13 protein-coding genes are annotated in these 12,402 nt (G+C 63.2%); 2 read left to right on the plus strand and 11 right to left on the minus strand.

The genetic code is table 11. The annotated features are described in order from the left end of the window. Nucleotides 1–32 precede the first annotated feature (32 nt). Nucleotides 33–365, minus strand: coding sequence for a BufA1 family periplasmic bufferin-type metallophore (locus HLH35_RS06605; protein ID WP_182978387.1), 333 nt, complete (start codon nucleotides 363–365; stop codon nucleotides 33–35). A 212-nt stretch (nucleotides 366–577) separates the two neighbouring features. After that, nucleotides 578–1,231 (minus strand): TetR/AcrR family transcriptional regulator, encoded by a 654-nt coding sequence (locus HLH35_RS06610; RefSeq protein WP_246384896.1) that lies wholly within the window; start codon nucleotides 1,229–1,231, stop codon nucleotides 578–580. Between the two features lie 143 nt (nucleotides 1,232–1,374). On the opposite strand from HLH35_RS06610, the gene HLH35_RS06615 reads away from it, so the two are divergent. Continuing rightward, entirely contained in the window at nucleotides 1,375–2,121 is a 747-nt protein-coding gene (locus HLH35_RS06615) for a glucose 1-dehydrogenase (RefSeq protein ID WP_182978388.1), read from the plus strand. 113 nt (nucleotides 2,122–2,234) lie between these two features. Here the strand turns inward: HLH35_RS06615 and HLH35_RS06620 are convergent, their stop codons facing one another. From HLH35_RS06620 to HLH35_RS06640, 5 genes are all read right to left on the minus strand, one after another. Further along, on the minus strand, nucleotides 2,235–2,441 hold the full coding sequence (locus HLH35_RS06620) for a cold-shock protein (RefSeq protein ID WP_182950141.1): 207 nt from the start codon (nucleotides 2,439–2,441) through the stop codon (nucleotides 2,235–2,237). A 450-nt stretch (nucleotides 2,442–2,891) separates the two neighbouring features. Next, nucleotides 2,892–4,505 (minus strand): dipeptide ABC transporter ATP-binding protein, encoded by a 1,614-nt coding sequence (locus HLH35_RS06625; RefSeq protein ID WP_182978389.1) that lies wholly within the window; start codon nucleotides 4,503–4,505, stop codon nucleotides 2,892–2,894. Continuing rightward, nucleotides 4,502–5,368 carry an ABC transporter permease gene (locus HLH35_RS06630; RefSeq protein ID WP_182978390.1) on the minus strand — a complete coding sequence of 289 codons (867 nt, stop codon included), beginning with the start codon at nucleotides 5,366–5,368 and terminating at the stop codon, nucleotides 4,502–4,504. The genes HLH35_RS06625 and HLH35_RS06630 overlap by 4 nt, the downstream gene beginning before the upstream one ends. Next, entirely contained in the window at nucleotides 5,365–6,312 is a 948-nt protein-coding gene (locus tag HLH35_RS06635; protein ID WP_182978391.1) for an ABC transporter permease, read from the minus strand. The genes HLH35_RS06630 and HLH35_RS06635 overlap by 4 nt, the downstream gene beginning before the upstream one ends. A gap of 9 nt (nucleotides 6,313–6,321) precedes the next feature. Next, entirely contained in the window at nucleotides 6,322–7,983 is a 1,662-nt protein-coding gene (locus HLH35_RS06640; protein WP_220790573.1) for a TIGR04028 family ABC transporter substrate-binding protein, read from the minus strand. Between the two features lie 251 nt (nucleotides 7,984–8,234). On the opposite strand from HLH35_RS06640, the gene HLH35_RS06645 reads away from it, so the two are divergent. Then, nucleotides 8,235–8,696 carry an Lrp/AsnC family transcriptional regulator gene (locus HLH35_RS06645; protein WP_182978392.1) on the plus strand — a complete coding sequence of 154 codons (462 nt, stop codon included), beginning with the start codon at nucleotides 8,235–8,237 and terminating at the stop codon, nucleotides 8,694–8,696. 126 nt (nucleotides 8,697–8,822) lie between these two features. Here HLH35_RS06645 and HLH35_RS06650 read toward each other — a convergent pair whose 3' ends face one another. From HLH35_RS06650 to HLH35_RS06665, 4 genes are all read right to left on the minus strand, one after another. After that, on the minus strand, nucleotides 8,823–10,289 hold the full coding sequence (locus HLH35_RS06650; protein WP_246384897.1) for an NAD(P)-binding domain-containing protein: 1,467 nt from the start codon (nucleotides 10,287–10,289) through the stop codon (nucleotides 8,823–8,825). Between the two features lie 50 nt (nucleotides 10,290–10,339). Beyond that, complete coding sequence (locus HLH35_RS06655) at nucleotides 10,340–10,930, minus strand: alkylhydroperoxidase domain protein (RefSeq protein WP_182978393.1); 591 nt, start codon at nucleotides 10,928–10,930, stop codon at nucleotides 10,340–10,342. A 23-nt stretch (nucleotides 10,931–10,953) separates the two neighbouring features. Continuing rightward, nucleotides 10,954–11,562 carry a CMD domain protein gene (locus HLH35_RS06660; RefSeq protein WP_182978394.1) on the minus strand — a complete coding sequence of 203 codons (609 nt, stop codon included), beginning with the start codon at nucleotides 11,560–11,562 and terminating at the stop codon, nucleotides 10,954–10,956. A 97-nt stretch (nucleotides 11,563–11,659) separates the two neighbouring features. Further along, nucleotides 11,660–12,355: an SDR family oxidoreductase gene (locus HLH35_RS06665; RefSeq protein WP_220790574.1), complete on the minus strand. Its 696-nt coding sequence runs from the start codon at nucleotides 12,353–12,355 to the stop codon at nucleotides 11,660–11,662. Nucleotides 12,356–12,402 lie beyond the last annotated feature (47 nt).

The raw sequence follows: 12,402 nt of genomic DNA on the forward strand, positions 1-12,402 counted from the left end.
ACGACCGGGCCCGAGGCCCGGCCGAGCCGGAGTCAGGCCTTGGGCGTGAGGCTGCCTGCTCCATTCGGGGTGGAGATGGCCGTGCAGCTGCCCGCAGGTGTGAGCTTGAAGGCATTGCCCTGATAGTCGGTGGTGCTGGTGCCGGCACAGGTCGTTCCGGCACCGGCATAGCAGTCGTTCTGACCCTTGAGCGCCACGCCGAAGCAGGGCTGGACCTTGCCGGATTTCACCTTGATGGTGTTCGCGGCCTGGATCTTCTTCTGCAGGGCCGTGAACTCCTGCGCGCTGGCCGGGGTGACGCTCAGTGCGCCCAATGCGGTCGCGAAGGCACCCATCACCAGGGTGGACATCAAACGATCGGACATAAACATTCTCCTGGATGTTGGACCAGTGCCCCTCGGCGACCGGCGGATGACGGCCTGACCTGGCGCGTCTGTCTGGAGGTTCGACCGGATAGCCTCCGAGGTAACGCTCCCGGAGAGGAATTTTTGATCGGCGCCAGGTCCTGTTGGATGGATCAGCTTGCCGAGGACAGAGAGCGCCTGCTTTGTGACGCGGGAGTAGCTGCGCCGTGCGGCTATGGCGGTGTCGGCCAGGCCTGCATGGCGATGCGGGCGATTTCGTGCAGTCTTTCGCGGGGGATGCCGTCTCGGGCCTGTACTGCCATGCCGCGCAGGAGGGCGCTGTAGAAGGCGGCGAGGGCCTTGATGTCGGTGTCGGGGGGGAGGTCGCCGGCCTGGATTCCCTGCTGGAGGCGGGTGACGAGGGCGGTTTCGGATTGGGTGCGTTGGGTGGCGAGCAGGTCGCGCAGGCGGGCCTGGGTGGGGGCGCATTGGGTGGCGGCGGCTGCGATCATGCAGCCGGTCGGCAGGTCGTCGCGCGTGAATTCGGTGGCGGCTGTTGTCAGCAGGTGCGCGAAGGTGCTGCGGGTGTCGGTTGGTTCCTGCAGGATGGTGGTGAACCAGGCGCCGGCGCGTTTGACGTAGGCGTCGATGGTCTCCTGGTACAGGGCCTCCTTGCTGCCGAATGCGTTGTAGAAGCTCGATGCGCTGATGCCCATGGCGGCGGTCAGGTCGTCGAAGCTGGTGCCGTCATAGCCCCGATCCCAGAACAGGCGCATCGCCGCGCACAGGGCCTGCGCCCGGTCGAAGGATTGCGGGCGGCCTCGGCCGCGGCGGGTGGGGGCGGTCTTCGTGGCGGCCTGCGTGTCGACAATTATTTTTGTAGTCATCGCTCCATAAATCCTTGAACGCCGGGATGCGTCTCTCAATATGCCTCATGTTGGAGCGGGCGCTCCACATTTTAACCTATCCGTTTTCGCAAACCGGGCATGAGGGGCAGAGGCGCTTCCCGGCCCAGAAGAGGCATGGACCAATGAGCAAGCTTTCAGGAAAAGTCGCGATCGTCACCGGGGCCTCCAAGGGGATCGGGGCCGGGATCGCCAAGGCGCTGGCGGCGGAAGGCGCTGCCGTCATCGTCAATTATGCGTCCAGCAAGGCGGGGGCCGATGCGGTGGTCTCCGCAATCACCGAAGCCGGTGGCAAGGCCGTTGCCGTGCAGGGCGATGTGTCGCGCAAGGCCGACGCGCAGGGCTTGGTCGATGCCGCGATCAGCCAGTTCGGCCGGCTGGATATTCTGGTGAATAATTCGGGTGTCTATGAATTCGGGTCGATCGAGGAGATCACCGAAGAGCATTTCCACCGGCAGTTCAACGTCAACGTGCTGGGCGTGCTGCTGACGACCCAGGCCGCTGTGGCGCATCTGGGAGCCGGGGGCAGCATCATCAATATCAGTTCGGTCGTCTCGCGCATCACGCCGCCCAATTCTTCGGTCTATACCGGCACCAAGGGCGCGGTCGATGCCATTACCGGGTCGCTGGCGCGGGAACTCGGGCCGAAGCAGATCCGGGTGAATGCCATCAATCCCGGGCTGATCGAGACCGAGGGCACACAGACCGCGCATGTCGTCGGCTCGGAGATGGAGCAGGCCATCATCGCGCAGACGCCGCTGGGCCGCACGGGACAGGTGCGGGACATTGCGCCGCTTGCGGTTTTCCTGGCGTCGGACGATGCCGGGTGGGTGACGGGGGAGACGCTGATCGCGTCCGGCGGCCTGCGCTGATATGGGGACCGGCCTGGCGCGACTGTGCCGGGCCGGGCTTCCGCCGGTTGGGGCCCGCGCATAAAAAAACCGCCCCGAAGGGCGGTTTTCCGAGGGTGCCGCTGGCGGAACCTTCACGCAGCCTTGAGATTGACCGCGGACTTCTTGCCGTTGCGGCCAGCCTCGATTTCATACGAAATCTTCTGGCCCTCGTTGAGGGTGGCCATACCAGCGCGCTCAAGCGCGGTGATGTGGACGAACACGTCGGCGGTTCCGTCCTCCGGCTGGATAAAGCCAAAGCCCTTGGTGGAGTTGAACCATTTTACGGTGCCTGTTGTCATAACGAGGCTCCTTTACTTTAGTGCGGTGGTGCATACAAAACGTGTACGCAATCGTAACTTGTCACGGAACAACACCGACGCAACGCGCGTCAGGGGTCCTCATAAAAGCATCCACCGTTGTCATCTACACATGAATAAATTTCAGAAGCAAGTTAAAAATTCTTCCTTCTGTCATTATTACATGGAAATATTTTCTACATCATTGATTGTGCCTGTTATTATCCGGAAAAGACAGCGAAATAAGGAATATTCCGCAATGAAATTCCTGCCTTCGGGCTGCGGCCCGGTGGGAAGGGTGGGAAAGGTGATGTCGGGGCCGTTATGGGGCGGGAAGTGGCAAGGCCACTTGATGGCGGCTGGTTGTGGAGAACCCGGCTTTCCCACCCTTCCCACCAGTTGGGACGAGCCCATGGGGGTTGATCCATGCCGGAGCGCCACCCGGAGGCGGTGCTATTGCGCGGCGGCGATCAGCAATTTCGTGTAATCGGAGCGCGGTGTGGTGAAGACGCTTTCCACCGTGCCGGATTCCATCTGCCTGCCGTGATACAGCACCGTCACCGTGTCTGAAATCTGTCGGACGACGGCGAGATCATGCGAGACGAAGATATAGGTCAGGCCCAGCTCCTTCTGCAGGTCGGTCAGCAGGGTCAGGATCTGGGCCTGAACGCATACATCCAGGGCCGAGACGACCTCGTCCAGGACCAGAACGCGCGGCTGGATGACCAGGCCGCGCGCCAGTGCCACGCGTTGGCACTGGCCGCCGGACATCATGCCGGGGCGGCGTTCGATGACCGATCGCGGCAGGCCGACACGATCCAGGATGTGCCGCACGGCTTTCTGCCGGTCGGCACGATCGACGCGCTGGAAATTGCCGATCGCCTCCTCGAGGATCTCGCCCACCGTCTGTTTCGGGTTCAGCGAGCCATGGGGATTCTGATAGACAAGCTGGATCTGGCGCCGGAATGCCAGTGTGCCGCGTGTTGTGGAAACATCCTGCCCCGCGACATGGATCGACCCGGCTGTCGGCTTGAGCAACCCCACCAGGGCACGCAGGATCGTGGTCTTGCCCGAGCCCGACTCGCCGACAAGGGCGTGGGTTGTTCCGGCCCGGACGGAAAAGGAAATATCATCCACCGCCCGGAAGGTCCTGCCTCGCGCAAGGGGGTATTCCTGGACCAGATTCTCGACGGTGACCGCTGCGTCCGGCTGGTCGCCGGTGAAGACCGGCCGGCCCGTGGCGGGAACGAAGCGTGGCCGGCTGTCGAGCAGGGTCCTTGTGTAGGCCGATGCCGGATTGGCGAAGATGTCGCGCGTTGCGCCCTCTTCCTCCACACGGCCGCCCCGCAGGATGATCGTATGGTTCGTGCGCGCGGCCGCCACGGAGAGGTCGTGCGTTACCAGCAGCACGGAGGTTCCGTTTTCCTGGCACAGCGTGTCCAGAAGATCGAGAATCTGCATTTGGACCGTGGCGTCCAGCGCGCTGGTCGGCTCGTCCGCGATGATCAGTTCCGGCTTCAGCGCAACCGCCATGGCAATGAGCACACGCTGGCGCATGCCGCCTGAAAGTTCGTGCGGATACTGGGAGAAGCGTCGCGCGGGCTCCTTGAGGCCCACCCGCTCCAGCAACGCGATCGAACGGGCGCGCACCGTCTCGCGCGGGTAGCGACCGTGCAGCGTGAACATCTCGCCGAGCTGCGCGCCCACCGTCTTGACCGGATTGAGGGAGTTGGACGGGTCCTGCGGGATGAATCCGATCCGCCGTCCGCGCAGGGCTTCCATCTGGCGTTCCGCGAGGCTGGTCATGTCGAGGCCGTCGAAATCGATGCTGCCCTTCTCCAGCACCGCCCCGCGGGGGAGTAACCCGATGATCGACTTGCCGATTGTCGACTTGCCGGAGCCGGACTCGCCCAGGAGTGCCGTCATGCCGAACCTGGGGATGCTGAAGGAGACATCCTGCACGACATGGTGGCGTGCCGCATCGAAACCGCCGCGAGCGGGATAGAAGACATTCAGACCCCTGACGTCCAGGACGGGCTGGGGCGAATGGTGAAGCTGTGCCGTCATGATCTGTTTCCCGTCCCGCTCTCCCGCGCGCTGATGGCGTGGCTGATCCGGTGGGCCGCAAGGGCGACCAGCAGCGCCATCAGCCCGGGAAAGCTGCTCATCCACCAGGCGGTTGCCAGGTAATTGCGGCCGTCCGCGATCATCAGGCCCCATTCGGGGGCAGGAGGCGGTGCGCCGTAGCCGAGGAAGCTGAGCGTCGAGATCGAGAGAATGGCGGTGCTGAAGCGCAGGACCGACAGGGACGCGATCGAGGTCAGGCAGTTGGGCAGGATATGCCGCCGGACGACGGAGGCGAAGGTGCCGCCGGCCCCATAGGCGGCCTCGACGAATTCCAGGGCGCGGATGCGCCGCGCATCGCCCCGCACCACGCGGGCGAGAGACGGGAGCTGACCGATGCCGACCGCCACGGCGGCATGCAGCGTGCCGAAGCCGCTGAGGATGAGCACGCTGAGCGACAGCAGCAATTCCGGAATTGAAAGCATGATGTCCACCAGCCCCATCACCACGGCCTCCACGCGGCCGCCCGCCGCGCCGGCGAGCAGGCCGATGGCGCCCCCCACGCCCAGCCCGACGCCCACCGCGAGGATTGCGGCGGAGAGCGTGCGGGACGCGCCGTAGACGACACGCGCGAACACATCGCGCCCCAACTGGTCCGTTCCGAACAGATGCCGTGCCGAGGGGGCCTGCAGATGCTCGGACGCCGCCCCGTCAATCCCGCTGTAATGCGTGAAGAGCGCCGGGCAGAGCACCATCAGGGCCAGCATCGCGATGAAGGCGATCGAGATGCCGAGCGTCGGGGATGCGACGCCTCTCATCGTCCAGAACCCGGCCAGGCGCCGGACGAGAACAGCATAGCCAATCATGACATCGTCCTGCCTTGCAGATGAATGCGGGGATCGAACAGCGGATAGACGAGGTCGATGGTCAGATTGATCAGCACATAGGCCGCCGCCGAGATCATGACGACGGCCTGCAGCACCGCGACGTCCTGCCCGGCCACGGCCTGCTGCGTCAGCTGGCCGATCCCGTTGAGGCCGAAGATCGTTTCCGTCACCACGGCGCCGGCCAGCAATTCGCCGAACACCAGGCCGCTGATCGTCAGGAAGGGCAGGATGGCGTTGGGGGCGACGTGGTGGAACAGCGTCCACAACGCGCCGGCGCCCTTGGTACGGACCACCGCCACGAACGGGCGCGCGGCGATTTCGTCGAGATTTCCCAGCAGCACCTGTGCGAGCGGCGCGCCGATCGGCAGGCTGATGGCCAGGGTCGGCAGAATCATCGCCTCATAGGGGCCGGCGCCGACCACCGGCACCAGGCGGAGCTTGAAGGACAGGAACTGGATGAGCGCGATCCCGAACCAGAAGACCGGAATCGCGCCGAGAAAGCCCGGCAGGGCGGCCAGCATGCGCCTGAGAAACGCGAAAGGAAGCGCCGTCGCCAGGAACGCGATGGCCATCGCCTCCAGGATGGCCACCACGAAGCTGAAGGCGGCGAGCCGGAGCGTGACCGGCAGAGTGGTCCGCAGCAGCGTGGACACCGGAACGCCCTGCTGCACGGAATATCCGAAATCGCCACGCAGCATGCCGGTCAGCGTGTGGAAATATTGCGCGACGCGTGAACCGTCGGCGCCGTAGGAGAGCCTGATTTCGGCAATCTGCTGGGGCGTCAGGCCGAGATCGGGGTCCTGGAACTTCACCGTGATCGCATCGCCGGGCATGACCTGGAGCAGGATGAAGCTGAACGTGAAGGCGCCCAGAAGAATGAGCAGGGCATGCAGGATACGGCGCAGGAGATAGGGAAACATCATGACACCTCTTCAGCGCGCGCCCAGCCACATGTCATAGAAATTCGGCCGCCCCACCGCCTCGAACGAAACGCCGTGCACGGCGGGGGCGCCCGCATAGACCTGCGGCTCTTCGAGGATGGGGATCACGTAACAGGCATCCAGGATATATTCCTGGGCCTCCTGCGTTTTCCTGAGCCGGTCCTGCGGGTTTACGTCCGCCGAGATGGCTTGCAGGAGTGCATTGAGCCGCGCGTCGGCGAAGGACTGCACCTTCGTGCTCTGGCCGCCCTTTTGCAGCAGGATATCCCGGTTGGACGGATAGAACTCGCTTTTCAGCACATCCGGGTCCGCCCGGCCGACCTCGGCCATCATCAGCGGCGTTCTTGCCGGATCGAGATTGTCGATGATCACGCCGGCGGTGGAGCCCGACATGACGTTGAGCTGAACCCCGACCCGGCGCCATTGCTGTGCGATCAACTCCAGCATCGTACGGTTCTGCGGTTGCGGCAGGGCGAAATGGATCCCGAGTGCGAGGGGCTGGTTGTCCTTGTAGCGGAGTCCGTCATCGGCCAGATGCCATCCGGCTTCGTCGAGCAGGTGGGCGGCCAGGGCCGGATCGAAGGCAAGCTGCCGCGAGAGATCCTCGAACCCGGCGGCCTTCGTGGCGATGACCGAACGTGCCAGGGGATAATTGCCGGAAAACAGCGCGGTGACGATCTCTTCGCGATTGGTCGCATGGAGCAGGGCCGCGCGCACCCGCCGGTCGGCGACCAGCGGATTGTCCGGCCGGAAGGCCAGGGCATTGTTCACGCCGCGTGTGGAGGGAGCATAGAGCATGTAGCCGCGCAGGCGGACCTGTTCCTCGTCATAGGCGGCGACATCGCGGATGAAATCGGCCTGTCCGGCCAGAAGGGCGCCGAGACGGATGCTGTCCTCCGGCGTCACGAGGATGCGGACACGATCGAGCCATGCGCGGCGCGTGGCGCCGTCGGGGCCCCAGCGGTAATCGGGGCGCGCCGCCAGATCGACTTCCTTGCCGACGATTTCATCGGCGATCACGAACGGTCCTGATCCGATGATATGCGTACCGAGCCCCAGCTCGTCGAAGGAGCGCTGCAATGTGGCGTGGGAGAGCAGCCCCGAGCCGATGACCGAGGTACCTTGCAGGAAGCCCGGCGAGGGCGTGTTGAAATCGAACCGGACCGTCAACGGGTCGATGACTTCGGAACGGGCGTAATTGTTCACCACTTCGGAGACAGGCAATCTCCGCGCCTTGCTGCCCCGGGCGAAGATGTCGAAATTTTCGGCGACCACCGCCGCATCGAGCTTCGAGCCGTCGGAAAACGTGATGCCGGGACGAATATGAAACGTGAACTGCGTATAATCGGCGTTGATTTCCCACGAGGTCGCGACCCAGGGCTTCATCTCCAGCGAAACCGGGTCCTGCCATGTCAGGCGGTCGGTGATCTGGTTCAGAATGCCGCCATTGGGGTAGAAACCTCCCGACGGCGAATAGAGATTGGTGTGAGCCTGATGTTCGAGATAGATCAATGTTCCGCCCTGAATCGGGCCTTCCGCCGCCATGGCAGGGAAGACCGCGCTGCCGAACGAGGCGGACAGCACCACGAGCAAGGCTGGCAGTGCCGCGCACATGCCACGGACAGGGGAGAGGGAAGCCTTTCGCCGATACATCAGCAGCACTCTTGCCGATGCCGATTCATCAAGAATTCACGATGACCAGAAACTGTGTCGAGAATATGCCCGATGCATGAGAGGAGAGAGCATTTGGAAGGGATAATACATAAACAGAATAGCCGTTTACTGGACATATTCCCTCCCTCGTTCTCTGAAATCTCGCGTTTCATATCTTATGAGCATCAGGAGGGAGAAAACCATATCGTTTTTTGGTTGCAATAAAATAAATTTGGGTCAAATAATCGGTCATGAGCCTTACACTCGACAATGTTGATCGGCGGATTCTGCGGGCACTCCAGAAGGATTCGTCCGTATCGCAGAGAGAGCTGGCGGATATCGTCGGCATGTCTCAGAATGCCTGCTGGCGGCGCCTGACGGTGCTGCGGGAAAGCGGGCTTATCCTGAACGAGACCGTCAGGCTGGACCCGGTGAAGCTGGGGCTCAAGCTCAGCGTGTTCATGATGGTGCGCACGCGGCATCACTCTCATGAATGGCTGGAGCTTTTCTGCAAGATCGTGACCGCGATCCCGAACGTGATCGATTTTTACAGGATCGCCGGGAATTACGACTACATGATCAAGGTCGTCGCCGCAGACATGGCGGATTTCGACACGATCTATCAGCGTCTCGTCTCGCAGGTCGATCTGGATTCCGTGACGTCGTACATCACGATGGAAACGATCACCGACAGGCGGGATCTGCCGGTCTGAGTTCGGCCGTCGGTTGCTGACGGCGCGTAGCGGATGCGGGACGGCAGGGCGAACCTGCCGACCGGCTGCATGATGCCCCGGCCGCCTGATTGCGTGGGCGGCCGGACAGCATCGGTTCGACGTGGCTTATCCGGTCGGAAGAGCCGTATCGCACCATTCGTCGCCGAAAATTTCCGGGGTCGTGAACTGTTCCAGATTGGCGAAATGCCATGCGGCATCGGTCTGGAAAAATTGTGCGGCGATCCCGCGAACCAGCTTGTCCGCACCGTCGCTGATGGCCGGGATATCGCCGCTCACCTTGCCCAACGACAGCGACGCCGCGAAGGAGAAGCAGTGAATATCGTCCAGCCCCTGGCGTTCCATGCCGGTCTTCGGCTGGAATTCGAAATTCGGCCCGAGATCGGGTGATGAGGCCAGTTCACCATTGATTTCGTTGCAGTGAATCTGGCCTGCCATGGCGTCAAGGCGATCCTTCCACAGGCGAATGCCGGGCGCGATGCGATGCAGTTCAGGCCGCCGGGCAAGCGATACGTCGAAGCCGGTGGCGGCGATGAGGAAATCGCATGTCATGGTGCCGCGGGTCGTTTTCAGCGCCACCGCGTCGCCTTCCTCCCGCGCATCGAGCAATCCGCAATCCAGATGGAAAAACGCATTGGGGTGGCGTGAGACGCGCAGGACGCTGGGGCGCGGCGGCGGGGTCTGGGCCGACATGACATAATCGAGGAAGCGTATTTTCCAGGCATCCGACAGTCCGGCAAAGCCGTTGACCGAGCCCGGATAGCCAAGGCCAAGATATTTGTTGATGCGTGGCAGATCGCTGCGCCGGATCAGCAGGTCGACGCGTGCGGCCCCGTTTTCCAGCGCGGTGGCGGCGTTGTCCATTGCGGAGGCGCCGGCGCCGATCACCGCGACGCGGCGGCCGGCGAGGGCTGAGAAATCGATCGGGTCGGCCGCATGGGCCCGCAGGTGCCCTGGCAGATCGGCAATGACCGGGGGCAGATACTGGCTGCTGCTGCCGTCGCGGCCGGTGGCCAGGATGGCCTTGCGCGTGAAGATTTCCTGCCGCTGCCCATCGCGTTCGATCGTCAGCCGGATCACGCCGGAAGCCACCGGATCGACATCCAGGACCTTCACGTTGTTTTCCACGGGCAGGTCGAGAACGTCGCGGAACCAGATCAGATAATCCATCCACATGCCGCGCGGGATCAGTCCCAGCCCGGCCCATGCGTCTTCGCCATGACAATGCTCGAACCACGACCGGAAGGTAAGCACCGGAATGTTGAGGCAAGGCCCGGGCAAGATCTTGGGCGAGCGCAGCGTCTCCATCCGGGCATAGGTCACCCATGGTCCTTCCTGACGCGCGGGCGCCATGTCGAGAACCACATGATTGGCGATCCCGTATCGTTTCAGCGAGGCCGAAACCGCGAGGCCCGCCATGCCCGCGCCGATCACTACGGCATCATGGATCGTCCGGCCCCTGAATTCATGGGGACGGACCCATGTCTTGGCGGGAAAATCGATCCATTCCAGTTCCCGCTGGACCTTGCGCTTGAGGTCCGCCAGGCGTGTCGTCATATCGGTGGTGCTGTTCATTGCCCGTATCAATCCCTGTCTTGCCGTACAATCCTGGTCCGCACCCATGTTCACCAGGTCGCCGTGCCGAGCGAGAGCATGAGGCGGTTGGCCCATGCAAAGAACGAGGCGGAATTGATCAGATCCAGAATCATCAGATCATCGAAGCCCGCATGTTGCAGTGCTGCGATATGATCCGGCTCGAGGCCCGCGGGTGTCGTGGTCAGGGCTTCCGAAACGTCCTGGACCAGACGCATCTCGGGACTGGGTTCGTCATCCGGTTTCCCGTGATCGAGAAAGGTCTGGACGGCGTCCTTCTGTTGCAGATACCGCGCCGCGAACCGCGCATGCACCGATGCGCAGAAGATGCACCCGTTGGTGCGTGAAACCACCGTCGCCGAGAATTCCCGCAGGCCGCGGCTCAGACCGCCTTCGGTGTTGTAGAAGATATCCTTGTCGCACAGGGTTCGGGCTTCCAGCACGTCGGGATCTCGTGCCAGCAGCATGAAATAGTCCGATTTGACCCGTCCCGGATCGACAAGGGCCTTGAGGATGGCGGGCGTTGCATCCTTCTCCGCGATGGGGGGAAGCCAGGGGCTCCATCCCAGCATCGCCATCGTGAAGACATTCGGCTCCGCGTGTGCGTTCGTTGCCTCGGTCATGACAGCATTCCTCCTTCGGGATATCAGTTCGTGCCGCGATCGCGCAGCACTTCCAGCCCGCGCACGAGGCGAAGCTGGAATGACAGGAAGGCGATCAATTGTGAGAGGGTGACGATACCCGACACGCTCCATCCTGCTTCGGCCAGGCGCTCCATGTGCGCAGGCCTGACATCGCGCGGGTGAAAGATGAGGAGATGCGCGTGTTCGATCGCGCCGGCCAGTCTCTCGCCCAGCCAGCCGCGCCTGTCTTCCGATATCCGATAATGCGGGCCCGGCTGGTCTTCGGCCGTGAGCGGTCCCTCGGGGAAACATCCGTAAGGGCCTTTCAGGAGGCTTTCCGACGCCAGCTCGCGGATCAGCGCGCCCAGTTCTGCGTCTTCGGGCTGCGCCTCGTCGAGCAGAAGGCCGTAAAACGCTTCGGCCGAGGCGATATTGTGCAGCAGAACGGTATAGAAGCCGAGTGCGCGCCGCTCGACGCAGGTGACTTCGGTTTCATCCCGGGGGTAGAAAAGCGCCTGGAAGGTGGCCTGTGCATTGGCGCGCAGAACCGGGCGGTGCTCCCGCAGTGCATTCAGATGCGGATGGGCCCCGATATTCACGAGATGGTCGATAACATCGGGTATCGACGTCATCCTGCTGGTTTCCGTAAACGACATGTCCTGGAGTCCTATATGACGAACCTCTGTGATGGCCGGCAGGGCCGGCCCATGTTTGCGGAGCGGCTGGAGATCAGAGCCGACGCGGCCTGACCGTGATTTCGGTCACCTGAGAGTCCGGCGGGGCATCGACGACCAGCCTTACCGCTGCCGCATGGGCTTTCGGGTCGCTGAGCGATCCGCGCGCGAGGTGGGGTTCGTCGGTGTCGAGCGGGTCTCGGTCCGCGCGGTTCATGGGCGTTGCGGTGGGACCGGGCGCCACGGTCGCGACACGCAGACCGTTGTCGACCTCTTCCAGGCGCAGCGCATCCGCCATCGCGCGCAATGCGAATTTTGTGGCGGAATAGATGATATGTCCCGGCACGGCCCTGGTTCCTGCCCCGGACCCGATGAAGACGACCTGCCCCCTTGTGGCGCGCAAGGCAGGCAGGAAGATCCTGGTCAGTTCGGCCGGTGCGAAGACGTTCATGGCAAAACTGGTCTGCCATGCGGCAGGATTGCCCTGCTCCAGCGTGTGTCGCTCTGAAATCGCGGCTGAATGGACCAGAACGTCCAGCCGGGGGGCATGCGCGACCAGCGGCGGGAACGAGGCGGGATCGGTCAGGTCGAGATAAACGGGACGAACATGCGGGATGGCGGCTAACCGCTCCAGCCCCGCCTTGCTGCGGCCACAGGCGATGACATCGTGATCGGTGGCCAGGATCTCCACGATCGCGAAGCCGATCCCGCTTGTGGCGCCCGTTACCAGCGCGACCGGCTTTTCGCTCACGCCTTCACGCTCCTTGTGGTTGCATGACGATGGAGATGACATGGAAT

This window comes from Gluconacetobacter asukensis, from assembly GCF_014174375.1.
In the GTDB taxonomy this organism is placed as follows: domain Bacteria; phylum Pseudomonadota; class Alphaproteobacteria; order Acetobacterales; family Acetobacteraceae; genus Gluconacetobacter; species Gluconacetobacter asukensis.

Excerpts from the sequence above, each read along its gene's own strand:
- HLH35_RS06645 (WP_182978392.1), top strand. The coding sequence starts at position 8,235 with ATGAGCCTTACACTCGACAATGTTGATCGGCGGATTCTGCGGGCACTC.
- HLH35_RS06615 (WP_182978388.1), top strand. The coding sequence starts at position 1,375 with ATGAGCAAGCTTTCAGGAAAAGTCGCGATCGTCACCGGGGCCTCCAAG.
- HLH35_RS06630 (WP_182978390.1), bottom strand. The coding sequence starts at position 5,368 with ATGATTGGCTATGCTGTTCTCGTCCGGCGCCTGGCCGGGTTCTGGACG.
- HLH35_RS06655 (WP_182978393.1), bottom strand. The coding sequence starts at position 10,930 with ATGACCGAGGCAACGAACGCACACGCGGAGCCGAATGTCTTCACGATG.
- HLH35_RS06620 (WP_182950141.1), bottom strand. The coding sequence starts at position 2,441 with ATGACAACAGGCACCGTAAAATGGTTCAACTCCACCAAGGGCTTTGGC.
- HLH35_RS06635 (WP_182978391.1), bottom strand. The coding sequence starts at position 6,312 with ATGATGTTTCCCTATCTCCTGCGCCGTATCCTGCATGCCCTGCTCATT.
- HLH35_RS06640 (WP_220790573.1), bottom strand. The coding sequence starts at position 7,983 with ATGTATCGGCGAAAGGCTTCCCTCTCCCCTGTCCGTGGCATGTGCGCG.
- HLH35_RS06660 (WP_182978394.1), bottom strand. The coding sequence starts at position 11,562 with ATGACGTCGATACCCGATGTTATCGACCATCTCGTGAATATCGGGGCC.
- HLH35_RS06650 (WP_246384897.1), bottom strand. The coding sequence starts at position 10,289 with ATGAACAGCACCACCGATATGACGACACGCCTGGCGGACCTCAAGCGC.
- HLH35_RS06625 (WP_182978389.1), bottom strand. The coding sequence starts at position 4,505 with ATGACGGCACAGCTTCACCATTCGCCCCAGCCCGTCCTGGACGTCAGG.
- HLH35_RS06605 (WP_182978387.1), bottom strand. The coding sequence starts at position 365 with ATGTCCGATCGTTTGATGTCCACCCTGGTGATGGGTGCCTTCGCGACC.
- HLH35_RS06610 (WP_246384896.1), bottom strand. The coding sequence starts at position 1,231 with ATGACTACAAAAATAATTGTCGACACGCAGGCCGCCACGAAGACCGCC.